Annotated in this window: 18 protein-coding genes; 4 read left to right on the forward strand and 14 right to left on the reverse strand. The window is 67.6% G+C overall.

What is annotated here, in order from left to right:
* Positions 1-234 precede the first annotated feature (234 nt).
* Positions 235-1,350, forward strand: coding sequence for an aromatic ring-hydroxylating oxygenase subunit alpha (locus APZ15_RS33015; RefSeq protein WP_027792251.1), 1,116 nt, complete (start codon positions 235-237; stop codon positions 1,348-1,350).
* 32 nt (positions 1,351-1,382) lie between these two features.
* Here the strand turns inward: APZ15_RS33015 and APZ15_RS33020 are convergent, their stop codons facing one another.
* From APZ15_RS33020 to APZ15_RS33055, 8 genes are all read right to left on the reverse strand, one after another.
* Positions 1,383-1,820: a cytidine deaminase gene (locus APZ15_RS33020; RefSeq protein ID WP_158605813.1), complete on the reverse strand. Its 438-nt coding sequence runs from the start codon at positions 1,818-1,820 to the stop codon at positions 1,383-1,385.
* Positions 1,821-1,882: 62 nt separating this feature from the next.
* Positions 1,883-3,199 carry a thymidine phosphorylase gene (deoA, locus tag APZ15_RS33025; protein ID WP_027792249.1) on the reverse strand — a complete coding sequence of 439 codons (1,317 nt, stop codon included), beginning with the start codon at positions 3,197-3,199 and terminating at the stop codon, positions 1,883-1,885.
* 38 nt (positions 3,200-3,237) lie between these two features.
* The gene (locus tag APZ15_RS33030; RefSeq protein WP_027792248.1) at positions 3,238-4,512 is read right to left on the reverse strand and encodes a NupC/NupG family nucleoside CNT transporter; all 1,275 of its coding nucleotides are present in this window, start codon (positions 4,510-4,512) and stop codon (positions 3,238-3,240) included.
* A 348-nt stretch (positions 4,513-4,860) separates the two neighbouring features.
* Complete coding sequence (hydA, locus tag APZ15_RS33035) at positions 4,861-6,318, reverse strand: dihydropyrimidinase (protein WP_021156782.1); 1,458 nt, start codon at positions 6,316-6,318, stop codon at positions 4,861-4,863.
* A 61-nt stretch (positions 6,319-6,379) separates the two neighbouring features.
* On the reverse strand, positions 6,380-7,888 hold the full coding sequence (locus APZ15_RS33040; protein ID WP_027792247.1) for an NCS1 family nucleobase:cation symporter-1: 1,509 nt from the start codon (positions 7,886-7,888) through the stop codon (positions 6,380-6,382).
* A gap of 101 nt (positions 7,889-7,989) precedes the next feature.
* Positions 7,990-9,309: an NAD-dependent dihydropyrimidine dehydrogenase subunit PreA gene (gene preA / locus APZ15_RS33045; protein WP_027792246.1), complete on the reverse strand. Its 1,320-nt coding sequence runs from the start codon at positions 9,307-9,309 to the stop codon at positions 7,990-7,992.
* Between the two features lie 67 nt (positions 9,310-9,376).
* Entirely contained in the window at positions 9,377-10,714 is a 1,338-nt protein-coding gene (locus APZ15_RS33050) for an NAD(P)-dependent oxidoreductase (RefSeq protein WP_021156779.1), read from the reverse strand.
* A gap of 130 nt (positions 10,715-10,844) precedes the next feature.
* The gene (locus tag APZ15_RS33055) at positions 10,845-12,125 is read right to left on the reverse strand and encodes a Zn-dependent hydrolase (protein WP_027792245.1); all 1,281 of its coding nucleotides are present in this window, start codon (positions 12,123-12,125) and stop codon (positions 10,845-10,847) included.
* 356 nt (positions 12,126-12,481) lie between these two features.
* Here APZ15_RS33055 and APZ15_RS33060 point away from each other — a divergent pair, with 356 nt between their 5' ends.
* Complete coding sequence (locus tag APZ15_RS33060; RefSeq protein WP_027792244.1) at positions 12,482-13,174, forward strand: TetR/AcrR family transcriptional regulator; 693 nt, start codon at positions 12,482-12,484, stop codon at positions 13,172-13,174.
* Positions 13,175-13,315: 141 nt separating this feature from the next.
* Here the strand turns inward: APZ15_RS33060 and APZ15_RS33065 are convergent, their stop codons facing one another.
* The 3 genes from APZ15_RS33065 to APZ15_RS33075 are packed head-to-tail and all read right to left on the reverse strand — an operon-like array spanning position 13,316 to position 16,982.
* Positions 13,316-14,506 carry an acetyl-CoA C-acetyltransferase gene (locus tag APZ15_RS33065; RefSeq protein ID WP_027792243.1) on the reverse strand — a complete coding sequence of 397 codons (1,191 nt, stop codon included), beginning with the start codon at positions 14,504-14,506 and terminating at the stop codon, positions 13,316-13,318.
* An 18-nt stretch (positions 14,507-14,524) separates the two neighbouring features.
* Positions 14,525-15,292 (reverse strand): 3-hydroxyacyl-CoA dehydrogenase, encoded by a 768-nt coding sequence (locus APZ15_RS33070; RefSeq protein ID WP_027792242.1) that lies wholly within the window; start codon positions 15,290-15,292, stop codon positions 14,525-14,527.
* A gap of 22 nt (positions 15,293-15,314) precedes the next feature.
* Positions 15,315-16,982, reverse strand: coding sequence for an acyl-CoA synthetase (locus tag APZ15_RS33075; RefSeq protein WP_027792241.1), 1,668 nt, complete (start codon positions 16,980-16,982; stop codon positions 15,315-15,317).
* A gap of 144 nt (positions 16,983-17,126) precedes the next feature.
* Between APZ15_RS33075 and APZ15_RS33080 the strand changes: the two genes are divergently transcribed.
* Entirely contained in the window at positions 17,127-18,146 is a 1,020-nt protein-coding gene (locus APZ15_RS33080) for an AraC family transcriptional regulator (protein ID WP_027792240.1), read from the forward strand.
* Positions 18,147-18,291: 145 nt separating this feature from the next.
* Entirely contained in the window at positions 18,292-19,545 is a 1,254-nt protein-coding gene (locus tag APZ15_RS33085; RefSeq protein ID WP_027792239.1) for an SMI1/KNR4 family protein, read from the forward strand.
* 12 nt (positions 19,546-19,557) lie between these two features.
* Here APZ15_RS33085 and APZ15_RS33090 read toward each other — a convergent pair whose 3' ends face one another.
* From APZ15_RS33090 to APZ15_RS33100, 3 genes are all read right to left on the reverse strand, one after another.
* Positions 19,558-20,967: a purine-cytosine permease family protein gene (locus APZ15_RS33090; protein ID WP_027792238.1), complete on the reverse strand. Its 1,410-nt coding sequence runs from the start codon at positions 20,965-20,967 to the stop codon at positions 19,558-19,560.
* Between the two features lie 299 nt (positions 20,968-21,266).
* The gene (locus tag APZ15_RS33095; protein ID WP_027792237.1) at positions 21,267-22,658 is read right to left on the reverse strand and encodes an aspartate aminotransferase family protein; all 1,392 of its coding nucleotides are present in this window, start codon (positions 22,656-22,658) and stop codon (positions 21,267-21,269) included.
* 80 nt (positions 22,659-22,738) lie between these two features.
* Positions 22,739-24,244 carry an aldehyde dehydrogenase gene (locus tag APZ15_RS33100; RefSeq protein ID WP_027792236.1) on the reverse strand — a complete coding sequence of 502 codons (1,506 nt, stop codon included), beginning with the start codon at positions 24,242-24,244 and terminating at the stop codon, positions 22,739-22,741.
* Positions 24,245-24,263 lie beyond the last annotated feature (19 nt).

Raw genomic sequence — 24,263 nt, forward strand, 5'->3', positions numbered from 1 at the left:
GGTGACGGGGTTGACCGCGTAACGCCCGCCGCGCGGCCGAAGCCCGTGCGGCCACGCACGGCCGGCGCGAGCCGCCCGCGATCCGGTTTGCGCTGCATCAACGAAACCGCGGGCGCCGTGCCGGGGCAAACCCGCATCGCGTCCGCCGCGACCGGCAACTTCGCGTAGACTTCTCCAGATCCCCGCCGCATCTTGCGGCGCCCGGAATTCCAGTCCAGCCCGGAGACGTCACGCATGCGAGCAGTGCCCTTCCCTGACAGCGGCACCCTTGGAGAACCCTCTTCCGGCTCGGCCGTGCGCGACTTGCGCCGCGTGCCGATTCATCCCGATTACTGGTACCCGCTCGCGTGGTCGCGCGAGCTGAAACGCGGCAAGACACTCGGCGTGCGCTTCGCCGGCGATCCGATCGTGCTCGTGCGCACCGAATCCGGCGCCGTATACGCGCTCGAGGATCGTTGCGCGCACCGCCAGGTGCCGCTGCACGCGGGCGTCGTGAGCGGCGAGACGCTGCGCTGCTGTTATCACGGCTGGACCTACGCGTGCGACAGCGGTCGCTGCGTCGACGTGCCGTACCTCGGCCGCGAGCGCCTGCCCAACGGCGTGCGCGCCTATCCGTGCCGCGAAGCGCACGGGTTGATCTTCGTGTTCCCGGGCGACGCGACGCTCGCCGACTCGCGGCCGTTCCCCGCGCTCGAATCGGCGGACGACCGCGCGTTCAAGACGCGCCGCTTCGGCCGCGAGGTCAAGTGCCACTACTCGTTCATGCACGAGAACCTGATGGACATGAACCATCAGTTCCTGCATCGCAAGCAGATGGGGCAGATGCGTGCGCGCTCGGTCGGCCGGCGTCGCGGCGACGACTGGGTCGAGGTGGACTACACGTTCGCGCGGATGGAAGGCAAGCAGCCGGTCGGCGAGGCGCTCGTGTTCGGCGCGAGCAAGAAGCCGGGCGAGCAGGCGGACAAGAGCGTGATGACGGTGCGTACCGGTTATCCGTACCAGACACTGCAGATCCGCTCGAGCGAAGGCACGCTCGTGATGGACCTGTGGATCGTCTACGTCCCGCTCGACGCCGAGCAGCGCACCAACCGCACGTTCGGACTGCTGTCGATCCACAAGCCCGGCATACCGTTCGCGCTCGATCTCGCGTGGCCGCTGCTCGTCTGGTTCACCGAGCGCATCTTCCGCGAGGATCGCTGGATCGTCGAGCGCGAGCAGGAAGCGCATGACCGGCAGGGCGCCGACTGGAACCACGAGGTGTTTCCGGTCATCAACGAGCTGCGCGACCTGCTGCGCCAGTGCGGCGCGCGCACGGTGATCCCGATCCGCGAAGCGCGCGACGGCGCGTGACGTGAGCGGCGCGCCGGCGCGCGCGCCGTTCGTTACAACCGGAACGCGCCCGGCAGCAACGCGTGGGCCGTCGTGACGTCGACGGCCCCGTTCAGGTTGGCCAGGATCACTTCGATGTCCGGCGTGCCGATCTCGATGATCACCTGGCGGCATGCGCCGCACGGCGCGATCGGGCCGTCCGTGTCGCCCACGACCGCGAGCCGCGTGAAATCCCCTGGACGATAGCCGGCGGCGATGGCCGCAAACATCGCCGTGCGTTCCGCGCAGTTGCAGAGTCCGTAAGACGCGTTCTCGACATTGCAGCCGTGAAAAACCGTCCCGTCGCGCGCCAGCAGCGCGGCGCCGACCTTGAAGCGGGAATACGGCGCGTACGCGCGTTCGCGCGCCGCCTTCGCCGCTTCGATCAGTTCGTGTCGTTCCATCTCGTCGTGCCTCCGATTGTGTGCCGGGGAGCATCGGCGCGGCCGCATCCCGGCCGCCACGATACGCCCGTGGCGTGAAGCGATCGCCGGTATCCGCACCGTGTGATCGGTCAGCCGATCCGCTGATAGAGGGTCGGCGGCGCGTCGCCCGTCTCGCCCAGCACATAGCTGCGCTGGATCGCATCCACCGCGTGCGCCGCGGCGGCTGCGTCGCGAGCATGCACATGGCCGAGCGGCTGGCCGGCTTCGACACGCTGCCCGATCTCCGCGAGCGCCGTCAGGCCGACACTGTAGTCGATCGCGTCCGCCGCGCGCGCGCGCCCGCCGCCGAGCGCGACGACCGCGAGCCCGAGCGCGCGGCAATCGACCCGCTGCACGACACCGCTCACGCGCGACGGAACCGGTACGATCACCTCCGCCCGCGCAAGATGACGCGCGGGTGCGTCGATCAGGTCCGCGGGGCCGCCGAGCGCCGTGACCATCTTCGCGAAGCGTTCCGCAGCCGCCCCCGAATCGAGCGCGTGCTGCAACTTCACGCGCGCCGCCTCGACGTCGCGCGCCAGCCCGCCGGTGACGAGCAGCTCCGCCGACAGCGCCATCGTGACGTCATGCAGGCGCGCCGGGCGCGACTTGCCCGTCAGGTAGTCGATCGCGCACGCCACTTCGAGCGCATTGCCCGCGCACGGCGCGAGCGACTGGTTCATGTCGGTGAGGATCGCGGTCGTCTTCATGCCGGCGCCGTTGCCGACGTCGACGATGCTGCGCGCCAGTTCTGCCGACTGTTCGGCGGTCGGCATGAATGCGCCGGAGCCAACCTTCACGTCCATCACGAGCCCGTCGAGCCCGGCCGCGAGCTTCTTCGACAGGATCGACGCGGTGATCATCGCGATCGATTCGACGGTCGCCGTCACGTCGCGAATCGCATAGATGCGCATGTCGGCCGGCGCCAGCCGCGCGGTCTGCCCGATGATCGCGACGCCGACCTCGCGCACCGTGCGGCGAAACACGTCAGTATCGGGCGTCACGTCGTAGCCGGGAATCGCGCTCAGCTTGTCGAGCGTGCCGCCGGTATGGCCGAGCCCGCGCCCCGAGATCATCGGCACGTAGCCGCCGCACGCGGCCACCATCGGCCCGAGCATCAGCGACACGACATCGCCGACCCCACCGGTCGAATGCTTGTCGATCACCGGCCCGCCGAGATCGAGCGCGCGCCAGTCGAGCACGTCGCCCGAGTCGCGCTGCGCGAGCGTCAGCGCGACGCGCTCGTCGGTGCTCAGGTCGTTGAAAAACACGGCCATCGCGAACGCGGCCACCTGGCCCTCGGTCACGCTGCCGTCGGTCACGCCGCGCACGAACGCGGCGATCCCGTCGCGATCGAGCGGCTGCCCGTCGCGCTTCCGGCGAATGAATTCCTGCGGTAAAAACATCGTTGCCTCTCCTCGATCGTTCAGGTTCAGGCGCAAGTTCAATGGAGCGAAAAGAACAGGCCCGCAATCGCCGCGCTCATCAGGTTCGACAGCGTCGCGGCCGTCAGTGCGCGCAGGCCGTGCCGCGCGACTTCCGAGCGGCGCTCGGGCGCGACCGCGCTGAAGCCGCCCGCAAGGATCGCGATCGACGAGAAGTTCGCGAAGCCGCACAGCGCGAACGACACGATCGCGAGCGTCTTCGGGTCGAGCACCTGCAGGCCGGCCGCCGCGACGTGCTCGCCGCTCTTCAGGTACGGCGACAGGTCGCCATACGCGACGAACTCGTTGAAGATCAGCTTCTCGCCGATGAAGTTGCCGGCCAGTGCCGCGTCGTGCCACGGCACGCCGATGATCCACGCGAGCGGCGCGAACAGGTGGCCGATGATACCCACGAGCGTGATCTGCGGAAAGCCCGCGAACGCCGCCGCGCCGCTGACGATGAGGTTCATCAGCGCGATGAGCCCGACGAACGCGATCAGCATCGCGCCGACGTTGATCGCGATCCGCAGCCCGACCGACGCGCCCGACGCCGCCGCCTCGATCACGTTGGCGGCGCGCTTGTCGTCGAAGTCGAGCCCGTCGACCACGACGCGGCTCGGCTCGACCGTCGGAAACAGCAGCTTGCCGAACAGCAGGCCGCCGGGCACCGCCATGAACGACGCGGCGAGCAGGTATTCCATCTTCACGCCGAGGCCGGCATAGCCGACCAGCACCGAGCCGGCGACCGACGCCATGCCGCTTGCCATCACCGTGAAGATCTCGGCGCTCGTCATGTTCCGCACGAACGGCTTCACGAGCGCGGGCATCTCGCTCTGCCCCAGAAAGATCGTCGCGACGGCCGAGCACGCCTCGATGCGGCTCACGCCGAGCACTTTCGCCAGTGCGGCGCCGAGGATCGCGACGATCCACTTCATCACACCGATGTAGTACAGCACCGCGATCAGCGCGGTCACGAAGATGATCATCGGCAGCACGCGCAGGCCGAACACGAACCCGCCGTCGCCGAACAGCTGGAACATCCTGCTGTCGACGAGCCCGCCGAACACGAACGCGATGCCGTGATTGCCCATGTCGAGCACGCGATTGACGCCGTTCGCGGCCGCCGCCAGCGCCGTGCGGCCGGACGGCACGAACAGCACCAGCGCGCCGATCGCCAGCTGCGTGCACAGCGCGGCGATCATGGTCCTGCCGCTCACCGCGCGCCGGTTGTTCGACAGCAGATAGGCCACCAGCAGCAGGAACAGCATACCCAGGAGACTGCGCAGAATATCCACCTCGTACTCCTTGCTCTCAATGTTGTTGGATTGTTCGGCGGGCAGGCCCGGCATGCCTGCGAAACGCCGTCGGTGGATATTACTCGCCGGCATGCACGCCGACAACGCAAACAAAATGGCCGCGTTCGAGCAACGTCGCGTGCTTCGTCGACTTGCTCAGTTCTTCTACATACCGGGAGATCGACAAGACGGGATCACGCTACGATCCGTCCCAAATACTGAGAGAATTGGCGGGATGGTGAGCAGCAAACAGAAGCGGTTCCGGCATGCACGGGAAGGCAAGAGGAAGCATGCGGGGCGTGCCGCTCGACCCGACACGCCCCGCACGTTACACACGTTACGCACCGTTCAGCCGGCGCGCTCGACCGGATGCGGTTCGCGCAGCCGGTTCGCGATCCGCGCGGCCTCGTAGTAGCCGGCCGCCGGCGGGCGCTTCAGGTAGCGGCCCGCACCGCGCACCGCGCGCAATTCGCCGTCGGCCCACGCGAGCGCGCCGCGCGTGAGCGTATGCGTCGCGACACCCTGCACCGTCATCCCCTCGAACACGTTGAAGTCGACCTGCTGATGATGGGTCTTCACCGAGATCGTCTTCGTCGCGGCAGGGTCCCACACGACGAGGTCCGCATCGGCGCCCACCTGCACGGCGCCCTTGCGCGGATACAGGTTGAAGATCTGCGCGGCGTTCGTCGACGTGATCCGCACGAACTCGTTCGGCGTGATGCGGCCGTGATTCACGCCGTGATGCCACAGCACCGACATGCGATCCTCGACCCCGCCGCAGCCGTTCGGAATCTTCGTGAAATCGTCACGGCCCATCGCCTTCTGCGACGCGCAGAACACGCAGTGGTCGGTCGCCGTCGTATGCAGTTGCCCCGCCTGCAGCCCGCGCCACAGCGCCTCGCGATGCTCGGCCGAGCGGAACGGCGGGCTCATCACGTGCGCGGCCGCGCGCGTCCAGTCCGGATCGCGATAAACGGCCTCGTCGATCACCAGGTGCCCCGGCAGCACCTCGCCGAACACGCGCAGCCCTTCGCTGCGCGCGCGCGTGATCGCGTCGACCGCGTCCTTCGCGGAGACGTGCACGATGTACACGGGCACACCGAGCACCTGCGCGATGCGGATCGCGCGGTTCGCGGCCTCGCCCTCGACCTCCGGCGGCCGCGACAGCGGATGCGCCTCCGGCCCCGTCATCCCGCGCGCGAGCAGCGCCTTCTGCAGCTGGAACACGAGCTCGCCGTTCTCGGCATGCACGGTCGGCAGCGCGCCGAGTTCGAGCGAACGCGAGAAGCTGTTCACGAGCACCTCGTCGTCGGCCATGATCGCGTTCTTGTACGCCATGAAGTGCTTGAAACTCGACACGCCGTGCTCGCGCACGAGCGTACCCATGTCGCGATGCACGCTCTCGTCCCACCACGTCACGGCCACGTGGAAGCCATAGTCGGCCGCCGCCTTCTCGGCCCAGCCGCGCCATTCGCGGAACGCGTCCATCAGCGGCTGCTTCGGGCTCGGGATCACGAAGTCGATGATGCTCGTCGTGCCGCCGGCGAGCCCGGCGGCCGTGCCCGAGTAGAAATCGTCGCTCGCGGTCGTGCCCATGAACGGTAGTTCCATGTGCGTATGCGGATCGATGCCGCCCGGCATCACGTACTGGTCGTGCGCGTCGACGACGCTCGCGCCGGCCGGCGCGTCGATCTGCTCGGCGATCTGGAGGATCGTGCCGCCGTCTTCAGGGTCCGCGCACAGAACGTCGGCGCGATAGGAGCGGTCCGCATCGACCACGGTGCCGCCGCGAATCAGGATTGCCATGGGGTTGCCTCCTCGTTGACTGTCGGGTGCCGCATCGCACGCATCAAGCGCATCGCACGTGTCATGCGCTCGCGATCTGCGCGCGCTGTCCGGCGCGCCACTTCATCCAGGTGCCGTACACGCCCGACGCCAGCACGAGGCCGACGAACCACGCGTACGTGTAAAGCGTGTTGAAGAACGCCGGCACGTTCGGGAACGACGCCGGAAATGCCGTGTGCAGGAAGCCGGGCAGGTTCGGCAGCACGCCGACCGCGAGCGCGGCCAGCGCGGCCGGGTTCCAGCCGCGCGCGTAGCTGAAGCCGCCGCGTTCGTCGAACAGCGCGCGTGTGTCGAGCCGCGTGCCGCGAATCAGGAAGTAGTCGACCATCATGATCCCCGCCACGGGCCCGAGCAGCGCCGAATAGCCGACGAGCCAGGTGAAGATGTAGCCGTCCGTCGTCGCGAGGATCTTCCACGGCATCATCACGATCGCGATGGTCGCGGTGATCATCCCGCCGGTGCGGTACGAGATCGCCTTCGGCCACAGGCTCGAGAAATCGTAGGCCGGGCCGACGAGATTCGCGGCGAGGTTGCAGCACATCGTGTCGAGCGTGAGGATCACGAGCGCGATGCCCACGCCGATGCCCGTCATCCGGCTCGTCAGGTCGATCGGATCCCAGATCGCGTTGCCGTAGATCACGACGGTCGCGGACGTCACGACGACCGACACCACCGACAGCAGCGCCATCGGCAACGGCAGCCCGATCGACTGGCCGATCACCTGGTCGCGCTGCGAATGCGCGAAGCGCGTGAAATCGGGGATGTTCAGCGCGAGCGTCGCCCAGAAGCCGACCATCGCGGTCAGGCCCGGCCAGAAGGTCGCCCAGAACAGCCCGGCCTTCTTGCCGCCCGCCGCGAACTGCGACGGCGCCGACAGCATCGTGCCGAAGCCGCCCGCCTTCGACGTTGCCCACCACACGAGCGCCACGCACATCACGACCTTGATCGGCGCGGACCAGCTCTCGAGCCATCGGATCGAATCGGTGCCGTGCCAGATGAAGTAGAGCTGCAGCGCCCAGAACACGAGAAAGCACGCGAGCTGCCCGAACCCGATGCCGATGACCGGCAGCGCGGCGCCGTGCAGCGCGTTGCCGGTCAGGATGTTCAGCAGCGTATAGATCGCACTGCCGCCGAGCCAGGTCTGGATCCCGTACCAGCCGCACGCGACGATCGCGCGCAACAGCGCCGGCAGCTTCGCGCCCTGCGTGCCGAACGACGCGCGCACGAGCACCGCGTATGGAATCCCGTGCTTCGCGCCCGCATGACCGATCAGCAGCATCGGCACGAGCACGATCAGGTTGCCGAGCAACACGGTCGCCACGGCCTGCCACGGCGACATGCCTTCCTGGATCAGCCCCGCCGCAAGCATGTACGACGCAATGTTCATCACCATCCCGACCCAGAGCGCCGCGAAGTGATACCACTTCCACGTGCGCTGCGCCGGCGTCGTCGGCGCGAGGTCGTCGTTGTACAGGCTGCCGCCCTGCGCCGCGGCGCCATCGGGATCGGCGGGATTCGCTGCGTGATTCATCGAACGCACTCCACGAAAACGTCGGCGCCGGCACCATGCGTGCCGGCCCGGGTGGAACGAAAAGCGGCGATGCGGGGCTCTCCCGCGCCGCCGGACGCCGGTCAGGCAGCCTTCTTCGCGTGCTTCTCGGGTGCCGCCCCCGCACCTGCACTCGCCCCCGCGTCCGCGCTCGCCGGATTGTTCGGATGCGTGGTCCAGTTCGCGTAGTCGCCCGAATCGACACGCTCCATCGTGATGCACTGCTCGACCGGACACACATGCATGCAAAGATTGCACCCGACGCATTCCGAGTCCACCACTTCGAAGTGACGCACGCCGTCCTTCGTCGCAGTGATCGCCTGGTGCGACGTGTCCTCGCACGCGATATGGCACAGCCCGCACTGGATGCAGCGATCCTGGTCGATGCGCGCCTTGATGTCGTACTTCAGGTTCAGGTATTTCCAGTCGGTCACGTTCGGCACCGCGCGGCCGCGGATATCGTCGAGCGTCGCGTAACCCTTCTCGTCCATCCAGTTCGACAGGCCGTCGGCGAGGTCCGACACGATCCGGAATCCATAATGCATCGCCGCGGTGCACACCTGCACGCTGCCGGCGCCGAGCACCATGAACTCGGCCGCGTCGCGCCACGACGAGATGCCGCCGATGCCGGAGATCGGCAGGTTCGGCGTTTCCGGGTCGCGCGCGATCTCCGCGACCATGTTCAACGCGATCGGCTTGACCGCCGGGCCGCAATAGCCGCCGTGCGTGCCCTTGCCGTCCACGGTCGGCATCGGCGCCATGTGGTCGAGATCGACCGCGACGATCGAGTTGATCGTGTTGATCAGCGACACGCCGTCCGCGCCGCCCTTGTACGCGGCGCGCGACCCCATCCGGATATCGCTGATGTTCGGCGTGAGCTTCACGAGGCACGGCAGCTTCGTGCCTTCCTTCACCCAGCGCGTGACCATCTCCACGTATTCGGGCACCTGCCCGACCGCCGCCCCCATTCCGCGCTCGCTCATCCCGTGCGGACAACCGAAGTTCAGCTCGACCGCGTCGGCGCCCGTATCCTCGACGAGCGGCAAGATCCATTTCCAGTCCCGCTCGTTGCACGGCACCATCAGCGACACGATCAGCGCGCGTTCCGGCCAGTCGCGCTTCACCTGCGCGATCTCTCTCAGGTTCACGTCGAGCGGACGGTCGGTGATCAGCTCGATGTTGTTCAGCCCAGCGATGCGCTGGCCGTTCCACTGCACGGCGCCGTAGCGCGAACTGACGTTGACGACGTGCGGATCGAGCCCGAGCGTCTTCCACACGACACCGCCCCAGCCCGCCTCGAACGCGCGGTTCACGTTGTAGGCCTTGTCGGTCGGCGGCGCGGACGCCAGCCAGAAGGGATTCGGCGAAGTGATGCCTGCGATGGTGCAGCGAAGGTCGGCCATGTTCGGCTCCGTGAGAGTGGGGTCGTGTTCGTTGTGCTCGTGGTGGTATGTGACGCGCGCGGTGCGCTCACGCGGCCTTCGCGTCGCGTTGCGCGAGCGCCGCGTCGATCGACGCGGCCGCGCGCTTGCCGTCCTGCACGGCCTGCACCGTGAGGTCGATGCCGCCCGTCGCCGCGCAGTCGCCGCCGGCCCACACGTCGGGCCATGCGGTGCGCCCGTCCGCATCCACCGCGATACGCGTGGCGTCCGCGGTCAGCAGCGCGGCTGCGCCATCGTCCGGCACCAGCGTCTGGCCGATCGCCTTCAGCACCATGTCCGCTTCGACGGTGAAACGCTCGCCCGATGCCGCCTCGAACTCGACACCCGTCACCTGCCCGTTCGCGCCCGCCATGCGCACGGGTTTCGCGTGCGTGACGAGCGTGACGCCGCTCTTCTGCGCGAATTCGCGCTCGGCCCACGTCGCGCTCATCGCGTCCACGCCACGCCGGTACACCATCGTCACGCGATCGGCGCCGAGCTTGCGGCTTTGCACCGCCGCATCGATGGCCGTATTGCCGCCGCCGATCACGACCACGCGCCGCCCGACCGGCACGTTCTCCAGCGCGTCGGCCTGCCGTACCTGCTCGATGAAGTCGACCGCGTTCATCACGCCGTCCAGTTGTTCGCCGTCAATCGCGAGCGCGCGCACGCCGGCGAGGCCCATCGCGAGAAACACCGCGTCGTGCTGCTCGCGCAGCGCGTCCAGCGTGATGTCGCGGCCAAGCGCGACGCCGGTCTGCAGCGTGATGCCGCCCACCGACAGCAGCCACTCGACTTCACGTTGCGCGAAATCGTCGACGGTCTTGTACGCGGCGATCCCGTATTCGTTGAGACCGCCGGCCTTCGGGCGTGCGTCGAACAGCGTGACGCGATGCCCGGCGAGCGCGAGCCGGTGCGCACACGCGAGCCCAGCCGGCCCCGCACCGACCACCGCGACGTGGCGGCCCGTGTCGGGCGCGCGCGTGAAGCGCACCGCGCCGGTCGCCATCGCCCAGTCGGTCGCATGCCGCTGCAGCGCGCCGATCGCAACGGGCTGCGCATCCTGGTGGTTGCGCACGCATGCGCCTTCGCACAGGATCTCGGTCGGGCACACGCGTGCGCACATCCCGCCGAGCGGATTCGCCGACAGGATGTCGGTCGCGGCGCCCTTCAGGTTGCCGTTGCCGATCTTGCGGATGAAGCTCGGGATGTCGATCTGCGTCGGGCAGGCCTGCACGCACGGTGCGTCGTAGCAGTAGTGGCAGCGGCTGGCGGCGGCCGCTGCCGCGGTCGGATCGAGCAGCGGCGCGATATCGGCGAATTCGCACGAGAGTTGCGTGGACGACAGGCGATGCGCGGCGATATCGCCGGTTGGCTTGGTGGTCATACGCGTTCCTTCGACTGGGTGGAGACAAAGCCGTCCCCGCCGGCTGCGAATGCACAGTCGGGGCGGTCATCATTATCAGGAATGCTACGGTCAGGCGGTACGCAGCCTGCCGGCTGCTACGGTCCTTGCGTCATGAAGCCGGCTCGCATGCGCGCGACAACATCGCGTGCAGCAGCACGTTCGCGCCGGCCTCGATCCATGCGGGCGTCGCGTCCTCGATCTCGTTGTGGCTGATCCCGTCGACACACGGCACGAACACCATCGACGTCGGCGCGACCTGGGCGAGATAACACGCATCGTGCCCCGCTCCCGATACGATGTCGCGATGCGAGTAGCCGAAGCGGTCGGCCGCACCGCGCACCGCTTCCACGCATGCGGAGTCGAACGCGACCGGCTTGTAATAGAAAATCTGCTCGAGCTGGGTCTCGAGCCCGATGTCGGCCGCGATGCGCGCCACACCGTCGCGCAATGCAGCATCCATCTTCGCGAGCACCGCGTCGTCCGGATGACGGAAATCGACGGTGAAGAACACGCGTCCGGGAATCACGTTGCGCGAGTTCGGGTAGACCTGCATCATGCCGACCGTCGCGCAGCCGAACGGCGCATGATCGAGGCCGATCCGGTTGACCAGATCGACCACGCGCGACGCACCGAGCAACGCATCGCGCCGGCGCGGCATCGGCGTCGGCCCCGCATGCGCTTCCTGGCCGGTGAACGTGATCTCGTACCAGCGCTGCCCCTGCGCGTCGGTCACGACGCCGATCGTCTTGCACTCCGCTTCGAGTATCGGCCCCTGCTCGATATGCAGTTCGAACGCCGCGTGCAGCTTGCGCCCGCCGCACGGCACGTCGCCCGCGTAGCCGATGCGCGCCAGTTCCTCGCCGATCGTCTTGCCTTCCACGTCCTTGCGCGACAGCCCGTATTCGAGCGGGAAAACGCCCGCGAATACGCCGGATGCGACCATCGCGGGCGCGAAGCGCGAGCCTTCCTCGTTGGTCCAGATCACGACCTCGACCGGATGCTCGGTCTCGATGCCGTGATCGTTGAGACTGCGAATCACCTCGAGGCCGCCGAGCACGCCGTAGATGCCGTCGAAGCGGCCGCCCGTCGGCTGCGAATCCGCGTGCGAGCCGGTAACGACCGGCGCCGCATCGGCCACGCGGCCTGCACGGCGCATGAACACGTTGCCCATCGTATCGACCGTCACCGTGCAGCCGGCGGCCTTCGCCCAGCCCACGATCAGGTCGCGGCCGGCCTTGTCGAGATCGGTCAGCGCGAGGCGGCACACGCCGCCCTTCGGCGTCGCGCCGATCTTCGCGACTTCCATCAGGCTGTCCCACAACCGCTTGCCGTCGACCTTGATCGACGTGTCGAAAGCTGCCCGCTTCACTGTTTCCGATACCGCGTTCATTCGTATCGCTCCTGTGGGGTCGGTGATGTCGTCAGCCCGGTCTGTGCCGGTGCGTGCAATACCTGTTTCGGGGCAATCCCGCCCATGTGCGGTGCATGTCCCGGTCGTGCGCGAAGTTCGTCCGACGAATCGCCGGAACTGCCTTCCACCGCTCGTCGAATCCTGTCCGATTGGACAGGTTTTAGACGATCAAAATGACCAAAGCAATGTCTTTCTTCCGTGGATCGATAGAGCGAGAAACGTGCCATCGCAACGCAGCATCGCTGCGGATGCGCCGTTTCCGCATGCGTGCGTTCGACGCGGATCAGCGGCTAGAATGAAGCCCAACGCGGCATGCCCGCCGCGCGAGGGTAACGATGAGACATGACGAGGCGACAGCCGAAGCGACCGACAGCGACGAAACGTCCGCGCCTTTGCGGCGACGCAAGGCACACATCCGCGAGTCCAACGAAGCGCATCTGCTCGCGTGTGCGGAGGCCGTGTTCGCGGAGCGCGGGCTCGACGGCGCGAGCACCGCGATGATCGCGGAGCGCGCGGGCTTGCCGAAAGCCAACCTGCATTACTACTTCCCGACGAAGCTCGCGCTATACCGCCGCGTGCTCGACGACCTGTTCGAGGACTGGCATCGCGCGGCCGGCACGTTCGAGGCCGGCGACGATCCAGTGGAAGCGATCGGCGGCTACGTGCGCGCGAAGATGGATCTGTCGCGACGGCGCCCGCTCGGCTCGAAGGTCTGGGCCAACGAGATCATCCATGGCGCGGAGCACATGCAGGACATCCTGTCGCAACGCGTGAAGCCGTGGTTCGACACGCGCGTGAAGGTGATCGACGGCTGGATCGCACGCGGGCTGCTCGCGCCGATCGACGCGCACGCGCTGATGTACCTGATCTGGGCGACCACGCAGCACTACGCGGATTTCGATGCGCAGATCCGCGCGCTGAGCGGCAAGCGTGCGTTCACGCAGAAGGCGTTCGACGAGCAGACCGAGCAGGTCGTGCAGCTCGTGATTCGTGCGTGCGGGGCGGTGTCGCCGCACGCGAAGGCGTAGGGCAACGCGAATCGCCATTCACTGAAAACGAAGCGGGCGAAGGTCGACGCGCAGAGAGGCCTGCGCGATGCCCTTCGCCCGTAGCGCGATACGGTCAGCGTGCCGTATCGCGCGTGTGCGTCGTTACGTTTGTACTACGCGTCAAGCAACGCGCTCGATCGCGATCGCCGTCGCCTCGCCGCCGCCGATGCACAGCGATGCGATGCCGCGCTTCAGGCCATACGTCTCGAGCGCGGCCAGCAGCGTCACCATCACGCGCGCACCCGACGCACCGATCGGATGACCGAGCGCGCACGCGCCGCCGTGCACGTTGACCTTCTCGTGCGGCAGGTCGAGATCGCGCATCGCGGCCATCGGTACCACCGCGAACGCTTCGTTGATCTCGAACAGGTCGACGTCGCGCAGGTTCCAGCCGGTTTTCTCCGACAGCTTGCGCAGTGCGCCGATCGGCGCGGTCGCGAACAGGCCCGGCTTGTCCGCGTAGGTCGAATGCCCGACGATCACGGCCTTCGGCGTGAGGCCCAGGCGCTCGGCTTCCGAGCGGCGCATCATCACGAGCGCGGCCGCGCCGTCCGAGATCGACGACGCATTGGCGGCCGTCACCGTGCCGCCGTCGCGGAAGGCCGGCTTCAGCGTCGGGATCTTGTCGAGTTTCGCCTTGCCCGGTTGTTCGTCGATCGACACGACGGTTTCGGACTTGCCGGCCTTCACGGTCACCGGCGCGATCTCCGACACGAAATGCCCTTCGGCGATCGCGCGTTGCGCGCGCGTCAGCGACGCGATCGCGAACGCATCCTGTGCGTCGCGCGTGAACTGGTACGCCTGCGCACAATCCTCCGCGAACGTGCCCATCAGGCGGCCCTTCTCGTACGCGTCCTCGAGCCCGTCGAGGAACATGTGGTCGAGCACCTGCCCGTGGCCCATCCGCATCCCCGCGCGCGCCTTCGGCAGCAGGTACGGTGCGTTCGTCATGCTCTCCATCCCGCCCGCGACGGCGACACCCGCCGAGCCCGCCAGCAACAGGTCGTGCGCGAACATCGCGGCCTTCATCCCCGAGCCGCACATCTTGTTGACCGTGGTCGCGCCTGCCCCGAGCGGCAGTCCGGCCTTCAGCGCGGCCTGCCGCGCCGGTGCCTGGCCCTGGCCCGCCGGCAGCACGCAGCCGAACACGATTTCATCGATACGCTCGGCCGGCACGTTCGCGCGCTCGAGCGCCGCGCGAATCGCCACCGCGCCGAGGTCGCTCGCGCTGGCTGCCGCCAGGTCGCCCTGAAAACCACCCATCGGCGTACGCGCCGTGCCAACGATTACGATCGGATCCTGAGTCGTCATGATTCGCTTCCTCCAGTGTCAGCGCGGTGCCATGCGCAACGCGCCATCGAGACGGATGACTTCGCCGTTCAGCATCGTGTTTTCGGCGATGTGGCGCACCAGCGCCGCAAATTCTTCCGGGCGGCCGAGCCGCGGCGGGAACGGCACGCTCTTGCCGAGCGCGTCCTGCACATCCTGCGGCATGCCGGCCATCATCGGCGTCGCGAAGATGCCCGGCGCGACCGTCACCACGCGAATGCCGAACCGCGCGAGCTCGCGCGCGATCGGCAGCGTCATGCCCACGACACCGCTCTTCGATGCCGCATACGCGGCCTGCCCGATCTGCCCGTCGAACGCCGCGACCGATGCGGTGTTGACGATCACGCCGCGCTCGCCTTCCGCATTGGCGTCCTGCTTCGACATCGCTTCGGCGGCCAGCCGGATCATGTTGAACGTACCGACCAGATTGATCGACACCGCGCGCGCGAAGCGGTCGAGCGAATGCGGACCATCGCGGCCCACCACCTTCTCGCCCGGCGCGACGCCCGCGCAGTTGACGAGCGCGTCGATGCGGCCGAACGCGTCACGCGCGGCGGCGACGGCCGCCTGGCCGTCGGCTTCGCTCGTCACGTCCGTCTTCACGAAGCGTGCAGCCTCGCCGAGCGCGTGCGCGAGGCCCGCACCGGCCTCTTCGTTGACGTCCAGCAGCACGGCCTTGCCGCCTTCTGCGACCACCATGCGCGCCACTGCGGCGCCGAGGCCCGACCCGGCGCCCGTGATCAGAAAAACGCGATCCTTGATATCCATTCGCAATCCGTACAGTGTGTGTTCAGGGTTGAGCGACCTTGTCGGCTTCCATCTTGCGCAACACGAAGCGCTGGATCTTGCCGCTCGGGGTTTTGGGCAGCGCGTCGACGAATTCGATCGCGCGGGGATAAGCGTGAGCGGACAGCCGCCGCTTCACGTGCTGGCTCAGTTCCTCGGCCAGTGCCGGCGTGCCGTCGAAGTCGTTCGACAGCACGACGAACGCCTTGACGATCTCCGTGCGCTCCGCATCGGGCACGCCGATGACCGCGGCCTCGCTCACGGCCGGATGCTCGATCAGCGCGCTTTCCACATCGAACGGGCCGATCCGGTAGCCGGACGACGTGATCACGTCGTCCGCGCGGCCGATGAAGCTCACGGTGCCGTCCGGCTCGAGCTCGACGTTGTCGCCGGTCCGGTAATAGCCGCCCGCGATCGCCGGCGTGTCCTGCTGCCAGTAGCCGTGGAACCACAGCAGCGGCGAGCGCGCGATGTCGATTGCGAGGTTGCCGGGCTCGCCGGGGCCGAGTTCGCGGCTCGCTTCGTCGAGCACCGCGACGCGGTAGCCGGGCATCGCGAAGCCGGCCGAACCGGCGTGGACGGCATGCGCGAGGCCGTGGTGGTTGTTCACAACCATCCCGAGTTCAGTCTGGCCGTAGTGATCGTAGATCGGCGCGCCGAGCGCCGCGTCGAACCAGCGCACGACTTCCGGATTCAGCGGCTCGCCCGCGCTGCTGACCACGCGCAGCTTGCCCTTCAGCCGCGCCGCCGCTTCCGTCCCGGCCGCCATCAGCATCCGGAACGCAGTCGGCGAGCCGGCGAGGCTCGTGATCCCGAGCCGTTCGATCACGTCGTACGTGCTGTCGACCGTGAAGCTGCCCTCGTAGAGCGTCGTCGCGTGGCCGAGCATCAGCGGGCCCGTGATCGCGTAATAGAGCCCGTATGCCCAGCCCGGATCGGCGATGTTCCAGAACCGGTCGCCCGCACGCAGGTCGACCGCTTCGCGCATGTACGCGCTGAACGCGAGCAGCGCGCGCAGCGGAACCGGCACGCCCTTCGGCAAACCCGTCGTGCCCGACGTCGACATCATCATGAACAGGTCGGACCCCTTGCGCAGCACCGGTTCGAACGAGTCGGACCGCGCATCGAGCGCCGCACGGAAATCGATGTCGTTTTCCGGCAGCGTCTCGCCCGGCTCGCGCACCGTCGCAACGGTCGGGCAAGCGGCAATCTCGTCGAGCTTCGCGCGATTCGCGACGTTGGTCACGACCAGGCGCGCGTCGCTCATGCGCAGCCGGTGCTCGATCGCCTTCGGGCCGAAGGCGGTGAACAGCGGCTGGTAGACGGCGCCCGCGCGCCACGTGCCGAGGATCGTCGCGACGAGTTCGGGCGTGCGCGGCAACAGGCCCGCCACCACGTCGCCCGGCTTCACGCCCTGCGCGACCAGCAGGTTCGCGACGCGTGCCGACAGCGCCTTCATCTGCGCAAACGTGTAGCGGCGGTGCTGGCCGCCGGCGTCGATCCAGTCGAGCGCGATCGCGTCCGCGGAGGCGTGCCGGTCGCAGCATTCCACGCACGCGTTCAGGCCGCGCTCCAGGTCGCCGTGCAATTGCTGCGCGGCGGTCTCGATACTGAATCGGGCCACGGCGTCGGCGTAGGCCGGCACCGCCCGGGCGGTAGCTCCATCAGGCATGCGTGTCTCCTGTGCGTTATGGCCCCCGGCGAGCCAGGGGCGCGACGGGGATAGCTCGATAGTAGACAGCCCCCACATTGCAATCAATGACAAACGGAATCTAGAATCGTGATCGCTTTTGCCATGTCGGGAGGATGCAGGAAAATGGGGCCGCAGATGATTTCGCCGGATTTCGTCGACGACGCGCTCGCGTGCCTGCGCCGGCAAGGCATCGCGACGACGCCCGTGCTGCGCGCCGCCGGCCTGCCGGCCGCCGTGCGCGAGCCCGTCACGCCGCAGCAGTACGGCAGGCTGTGGCTCGCGATCGCCGGCGCCCTCGACGACGAATTCTTCGGGCTCGCCGCGCGCCCGATGCGGCACGGCAGCTTCACGCTGCTCTGCCACGCGGTGCTGCACGCCGGCACGCTCGACAAGGCGCTGCGGCGCGCGCTGCAGTTCCTGCGCGTGGTGCTGGACGAGCCGCACGGCGAACTCGTCGTGGCCGACGGGCAGGCGCAGATCGTGCTGACGCAGACGGGCGCGCCCTACCCGGCGTTCGCGTACCGGACGTTCTGGCTGATCCTCCTGGGCGTCGCATGCTGGCTGATCGGCCGGCGCATCCCGCTGCAACACATCGACTTCGCGTGCCCGAGCCCCGACCAGCGCAGCGACTATCACCAGTTCTTCGGCGTGCCCGTGCATTTCGACCGGCCCGACAGCCGGCTCGCATTCAACGCCGCCTACCTCGCGCTGCCGACGATCCGCTCCGAGCAGGCGCTGAAGACCTTCCTGCGCGGCGCGCCCGGCAACCTGCTCGTGCGCTACCGGCACGATACGGGCTGGGTCGCGAAAACGCGCGCGCAGCTGAAAATGCTGCCGGCCGCCGAGTGGCCCGACTTCGATACGCTGGCCGTGCGCGTCGGCACGACGCCCGCGACGCTGCGGCGGCGTCTGCGCAGCGAAGGGCAAAGCTTCGCGGCAATCAAGGACGAGTTGCGCGGCGCGCTCGCCCAGTCGCTGCTGCGCGGGCACACGCTCAGCGTCGCGGAGATCGCGGTCGAGCTCGGCTTCACCGAGCCGAGCGCGTTTCATCGCGCGTTCCGGAAATGGACGGGCACGAGCCCCGGCGCGTTCCGTCGGGACGTGCATGCGGCCGAGGCGGAACCGGGAAGTGCGAGCGGATGACGCGGCAGGCGGTCGTCGACAGGCGTGCTGGGCCGACATGGAAACGCTCACTCGACGCTGATACGATGCGACCTGCCGGCTGCCGTTCGTTGTCGATGGTTGTCGGCAAGCGACGGCGAATACACGACTCACCACTACCGCTCCGATGCAAGCCACCGACTTTTCCGACACTGAACTGGCTGAACTGCGCGCGCACGGCATCGTGCTGTTTGCCGACCGCGTGATCTTCGACGCTCAGCCACCGATGCCGGCCGACCAGATCGCGGCCGTGCAGGCCCGCTGTCACGGCGACCTTCCGCCCGCACTACTCGAGCTGTGGCGCACGACGGCCGGCGGCAGCCTCGACTACGACCTGACGCTGGAGATGAACGGACACATCGAAGCCATCAGCTGGGGGGAGCTGTTCTACAACGGCAGCAACGGCTACCGCGACCTGGAAGGCTGGATCGACCACGAACTCGAACTGGCCGAGGAAGCCGCCGACGAGCATTCACGCCCGTGGAGCGGCAGGCTCGACGTGTTGCCGTTCGGCGGATTCGAGTACTGCGACCGCATCTACATCGTGACGGACCCCGATGCGAAGGATCGCGGCCACGTGCTCGCGTGGAAACAGGGGCTGCCGCCCGCGTGGCGCGGCGCGATGCACGAGGACGGCCTCGCGACGGTCGCGCCGGACCTGTACGCGGCATTCGGCGCCCTGCAGCTCAATGCGGGCCCGCTGGAACCCGGCAACGAAAACGGCACCGGCGCGACGTTGCTCGACTATATCGACGAACGCCAGGCCGAGCATGGCCTGTCGGCATCGCTGGGAGACAAGGTCATCGCGTTCTATCGCCGGGCCGTGATCGACTGGCGCACACCGCTCGCCGACGGCACGCTCGCCGCCCAACCGGCGCTCGCGCGCCACGCGTTGCGACATGCGATCGACCACGACGACGCAGCGCTCACCGTGCAACTGGTACCGCTCATCGCGAATCTCGGCGCGGCACTCGCCGGCAGTTCGAACCCGGCCGACTATGCGCTGCGGCGACAGAAATTTGCTGCCGCGAGCGCATTGCTCGAATCCGGCGCACCGGTCGCGCCGGATTCGCTGGAGTCCGTGTCCGGCATGGTGCCGCCCGCACTGATTCGCGCGCTGTTCGACGCCGGCGTGCAGCCGGATGCCGACGCGATGGCGCGCTGCGTCGCCGCCGGCGGCACCGACAGCGCGCGCCTGATCGGCGCCGCACTGTCGGCCCAAGGCGCCGATGCGGCGTCTGCCTGCCGTTCGGCGATCGCGACGCTGCTGCACGAACTCGAGACCGACATCGCCCGGGTCCGCGCCGGCAAGCTCCACCACCATCTCGGCCTCGACGGGCTCGAAGCCCACGCCGAGCGCCTGCGGACATTCAGGCCGTGACGTGACGCGCACTCAGCGGGAAACGCCGTCGACGCGCACGGCGATATCCCGCAGCGGCCGCGAGAACAGTTTGCAGCCTGCGTAGTAGACGAGCGACGTCAGCGACAAACCGACGATCCACGACACGTCCGCACCGCCGAGCCGGCTCGCCAGTTCGCCGGTATAGAGATCGGTCGCCATGAACGGCGCCTGCGCGACGATGCCGATGAAATACGAGCCGACGGCGATCGTGTTGAAGCGTCCGTAGATGCCGCCGTCCTGCCGGAAGAACGAATCGACGTCGTACTCGCCGTGACAGACGAGGTAGTAGTCGACGAGGTTGATCGCGGTCCACGGCACGAGCACGTACAGCAGCAGCAGGATGAAGTTCGTGTAGCCGGCGAGGAAATTGTCCTGCCCGAACAACGCGATCGCGAGCGCAATCGCGCACAGGACGATCGCGGTGATCGCCCGCGCACGCGCCTTGCCCGACCACGACGGAAAGAGCGTCTGCAGCACCGTGATGGCCGACAGCGCGCCGCAATACAGCTCCATCGCATTGCTGGCCGCGATGCCGAACGACAGCACGACGATCACGAGTACGCTGATCCCTTGCGTGAGGCCCGTGAGGCCGCTCACGACATTGCCGTCGGGCGTCGCAAGGCCCACCAGGCAGCCGAGCAGCATCGGGAAGAACGAGCCGAGCACGCAGCCCCAGTAACTCGACCAGAACGCCGTGCGCGGCCCGGTATCGGGCGGCAGATAGCGTGAATAGTCCGACACGTAAGGCGCATAAGCGATCTGCCACAGCGCGGCGACCGACATCGCGCCCAGGAAGCCGGACAGGTTCAGCGAATGCTTCGAGAAGGTATCGACGGGCAATCCATGCACGAAAATGATCCAGACGAACGCCAGCACGAGTACGCTGCCCGAGCACCAGCTCAGCATTCGCGCATACGCGTGGATCAGCTTGTAGCCATAGATCGATCCGAGCAGGCTGATCAGGCCGATCGCCACGACGCCCGCATCGAGCGGAATACCGGCGTCCAGGCTGTGCAGCGCCTGCCCGCCGAACACGCAGTTCGATGCGAAGAAGCCGACGTACATCACGACGACCAGCGCGACCACCAGCAGCGCACCGAACGACCCGAACTGCCCGCGGGTCTGGATCATCTGCGGCACGCCAAGCTGCGGCCCCTGCGCGGAATGCAGCGCCATGAAGACCGCGCCGATCAGGCTGCCGACGAGCGTGGCGAGCGCCCCCCACCAGAACGGCTGCTTGAACACCGTGGTCGCGAGCGATCCGGTGACGATCGTCAGCATCATGATGTTCGATCCGAACCAGATCGTGAACAGGTCCTTCGCGCTGCCATGGCGCTCGGTCAGCGGAATCGGCTGGATGGTGCTTTCCTCGAGATGAGCAATGGACTCGCCCTGACTCATTTCGTCTCCTTGTTTATGTTGTGGTGTTCGCGGGTTCGGCGGCTGGAGGGTGGCCCGGAATGCCAGGTGCACGTGAAGCGCGGGTTCTGCGACGAACTCATCATTCTTATTCGCATTCCTGATCAATAGGCGGTCGATAGCGCATCGCTTTACATGACTGCCGCCTGCGGCACTCCATTCTCAACGCGTCGGCCAGCCGCTCCTGTGGATGCGCGAATCCGGCCCGCCTCCGGAGCGGAACCCGTGGTTCAGTGCGCTTCCGCCCGTCTGTTGCCGGACGGAAGCGCGTCGCTCGACGGTCAGCAGTCGATGCCGAGCACTTCCCGCGCGGTGGCATCCACGGCCTTGCGCATCGTGTCGACCAGTTCATCGATTTGCGCGTGATCGATCACCAGCGGCGGCGCAACGATCAGGCGGCCATTCGTCGAACGCACGATCGCACCGAGTTCGAACCCGACCGTCCGGCTGTGCCAGGTCAGGTCCGCCTCGTTCGCAAAGCGCTCGCGCGTCGCCTTGTTCTTCGCGAACTGGATCGCGCCGACCGCGCCCGCGCCCTGGATCTCGCCGACGAGCGGATGGCCGTCGAACGCCTCGCGCAGCGCCTTCTGCAGATACGGCCCCGTGTCGGTCTTCGTCCGCTCGACGAGGCCTTCGCGCTCGAGCACGTCGAGGTTGGCCAGCGCGACGGCGGCCGCGACCGGGTGCCCCGAATAGGTCAGCCCGTGCGCATAGACGCCACCCTTGTCGACCAGCGCATCGCCCACGCGCCGGCTCATGATCAGCCCGCCCATCGGCACGTAGCCCGAGGTCAGCCCCTTGGCCACGCAGATCAGGTCAGGTTCGAAGCCGAAGTGGCGGTGCGCGAACCACTCGCCGGTACGGCCGAAGCCGCCGATCACTTCGTCCGCGCAGAGCAGCACGTCGTATTGACGGCAGATGCGCTCGATCTCCTGCCAGTAGCCGTCCGGCGGAAAGATCATCCCGCCCGCCCCCTGGAACGGCTCAGCGACGAACGCGGCGACACGGTCCGCGCCGATCTCGAGAATCTTGCGCTCGAGCGACAGCGCCGCCTGTTTGCCGAATGCCTCGGGGCTCAGGTCGGCGCCATTCGCATACCAGTACGGTTCGTCCACGTGCGCGATGTTCGGAATCGGCAGGTCGCCCATTTCGTGCATGAATGCCATGCCGCCCAGCGACGCGCTGCCCACCGTCGACCCGTGATAGCCGTTCACGCGGCCGATCAGCACCTTCTTCGCGGGCTTGCCCATCACGTCCCAGAACCGCCGTACGGTGCGAATCAGCACCTCATTCGATTCCGAACCCGAATTGGTATACACCACGTGACTGAAGCGATTGCCGAGCAGCGCGAACAGACGTTCCGACAGTTCGATCACCGAGGGGTGCGTGGTGTGAAAGAACATGTTGTAGTAGGACAGTTCCTTCATCTGCCGCGCGGCGGCGTCGATCAGCTCCGGCCGACCATAGCCGACGTTGGTGCACCAGAGCCCGGACATGCCGTCCAGGTAGCGGTTGCCGTCGTTGTCCCATAGATGGACACCTTCGCCGCGTACCATCACGCGCGCGCCTTCCTCGTTCAGCGCCTTCTGGTCGACGAACGCATGCAGGTGATGCGCGGCGTCGCTGCGTTGATAGTCCTGCGTCGTACGATGCGGAAAGTTGGGCGCATTCATGGGCAAGTCTCCGGTTCGTTGTGTGGATAAAGTCGTTGTCGTGTAGCGCGGCGCGGCCGCTTGCGGCCCGCTGCGTCGAATCAGTAACTGATCCAGGTCGTCTTGAGGCCCGTGTACTTGTCGATCGCATGCAGCGAAAGATCGCGACCGAAGCCGGACTGGCGGAACCCGCCGAACGGCGTCTGCGCGCTCAACGCATCGACCGTGTTGACGGACACCGTGCCGGCGCGCAGCCGGCCCGACACACGGTGTGCGCGTGACAGGCTGCCGGTCCAGACCGACGCGGCAAGGCCATAGATCGAGTCGTTCGCGAGCCGGATGGCCTCGTCCTCGGTGTCGAATGCCATCACCGACAACACCGGCCCGAAGATCTCCTCGCGCGCGATGGCGTCGTCAGGCTTCACGTCGATGAAGATCGTCGGCTCGATGAAGTAGCCCTTGCCGTCGACACGCGGCGCGCCTCCGCCGATCGCGAGCGTCGCGCTGTCGCGGCCGCGTGCGATCCACTCGCGCACGCGCCGATGCTGCTGCTCGTCGACGATGGCCCCCATGCCGCTCGCCGGATCGAGCGGATCGCCCGGCATGAACGCAGCGGCATGCGCAATCAGGCGGTCGACGAACGCATCGTGAATCGAACGCTGGACCAGCAGCCGCGAGTTCGCGGAACACACCTCGCCCTGGTTGAAGAAGATGCCGAAGCAGGCCTTGCGTGCGGCAAGATCGAGATCGTCCGTATCGTCGAAGACCAGGTTCGGGCTCTTGCCGCCGCACTCGAGCCACACCTGCTTCATGTTCGACTGTGCGGCGTACTCGAGGAATTTCTTGCCGACGGCCGTCGAGCCCGTGAATGCGAGCACGTCGACGTCGGGATGCAGCCCGAGCGCCCGCCCCGCGGTTTCGCCATAGCCCGGCACGACGTTCAGCACACCCGGCGGCAGGCCGGCCTCGAGCGCCAGCTCGGCGAGACGCAATGCGGACAGCGGCGATTGTTCCGCCGGCTTCAGCACGACGCTGTTGCCGGCCGCCAGCGCCGGCGCCACTTTCCACGCGACCATGTCGAGCGGGAAATTCCACGGCACCACCGCACCGACGACGCCGAGCGGTTCGCGCGTGACGACCGCGAGGTTGCCGGGGTCGGTCGACGCAACTTCGCCGTGCAACTTGTCGACAGCTTCACCGTACCAGCTGAACAGCCCTCCTGCGGCCGGCACGTCGATGCTGAACGCGTCCGCCACGCGCTTGCCCATGTTGAGCGAGTCGAGCAGTGCGAGCTCCGCACCGTGCGATGCGATGAGCTCGCCGAGCCGGCAGAGCACACGCTTGCGCTCCGCCGGTGCGCAGCGCGACCAGACGCCGGATTCGAACGCGTGACGCGCGGCACGCACCGCATCGTCGACGTCCGCGGTATCGCACGACGCAACTTCCGCGATGACGGCCTCGGTAGCCGGATTGATTGCGGCAAACGTCCGGCCGCTTCGGGCCGGCACGCTGCGGCCACCGATATGCGCGAGTGTTCTCGGCTCGACTTGCGCCGCGAGACGTCTCCAGTCCGCGTGCTGATGGTTTTCTGCTGAAGTTGGGTTCATTCAAGACTCCGTTTTGACG

Source organism: Burkholderia cepacia ATCC 25416 (assembly GCF_001411495.1).
GTDB lineage: Bacteria > Pseudomonadota > Gammaproteobacteria > Burkholderiales > Burkholderiaceae > Burkholderia > Burkholderia cepacia.

Coding starts and splice junctions, on each gene's coding strand:
- APZ15_RS33015 (WP_027792251.1), top strand. CDS start 235: ATGCGAGCAGTGCCCTTCCCTGACAGCGGCACCCTTGGAGAACCCTCT.
- APZ15_RS33020 (WP_158605813.1), bottom strand. CDS start 1,820: ATGCGGCCGCGCCGATGCTCCCCGGCACACAATCGGAGGCACGACGAG.
- deoA (WP_027792249.1), bottom strand. CDS start 3,199: ATGTTTTTACCGCAGGAATTCATTCGCCGGAAGCGCGACGGGCAGCCG.
- hydA (WP_021156782.1), bottom strand. CDS start 6,318: ATGGCAATCCTGATTCGCGGCGGCACCGTGGTCGATGCGGACCGCTCC.
- APZ15_RS33040 (WP_027792247.1), bottom strand. CDS start 7,888: ATGAATCACGCAGCGAATCCCGCCGATCCCGATGGCGCCGCGGCGCAG.
- preA (WP_027792246.1), bottom strand. CDS start 9,309: ATGGCCGACCTTCGCTGCACCATCGCAGGCATCACTTCGCCGAATCCC.
- APZ15_RS33050 (WP_021156779.1), bottom strand. CDS start 10,714: ATGACCACCAAGCCAACCGGCGATATCGCCGCGCATCGCCTGTCGTCC.
- APZ15_RS33055 (WP_027792245.1), bottom strand. CDS start 12,125: ATGAACGCGGTATCGGAAACAGTGAAGCGGGCAGCTTTCGACACGTCG.
- APZ15_RS33060 (WP_027792244.1), top strand. CDS start 12,482: ATGAGACATGACGAGGCGACAGCCGAAGCGACCGACAGCGACGAAACG.
- APZ15_RS33065 (WP_027792243.1), bottom strand. CDS start 14,506: ATGACGACTCAGGATCCGATCGTAATCGTTGGCACGGCGCGTACGCCG.
- APZ15_RS33070 (WP_027792242.1), bottom strand. CDS start 15,292: ATGGATATCAAGGATCGCGTTTTTCTGATCACGGGCGCCGGGTCGGGC.
- APZ15_RS33075 (WP_027792241.1), bottom strand. CDS start 16,982: ATGCCTGATGGAGCTACCGCCCGGGCGGTGCCGGCCTACGCCGACGCC.
- APZ15_RS33080 (WP_027792240.1), top strand. CDS start 17,127: ATGGGGCCGCAGATGATTTCGCCGGATTTCGTCGACGACGCGCTCGCG.
- APZ15_RS33085 (WP_027792239.1), top strand. CDS start 18,292: ATGCAAGCCACCGACTTTTCCGACACTGAACTGGCTGAACTGCGCGCG.
- APZ15_RS33090 (WP_027792238.1), bottom strand. CDS start 20,967: ATGAGTCAGGGCGAGTCCATTGCTCATCTCGAGGAAAGCACCATCCAG.
- APZ15_RS33095 (WP_027792237.1), bottom strand. CDS start 22,658: ATGAATGCGCCCAACTTTCCGCATCGTACGACGCAGGACTATCAACGC.
- APZ15_RS33100 (WP_027792236.1), bottom strand. CDS start 24,244: ATGAACCCAACTTCAGCAGAAAACCATCAGCACGCGGACTGGAGACGT.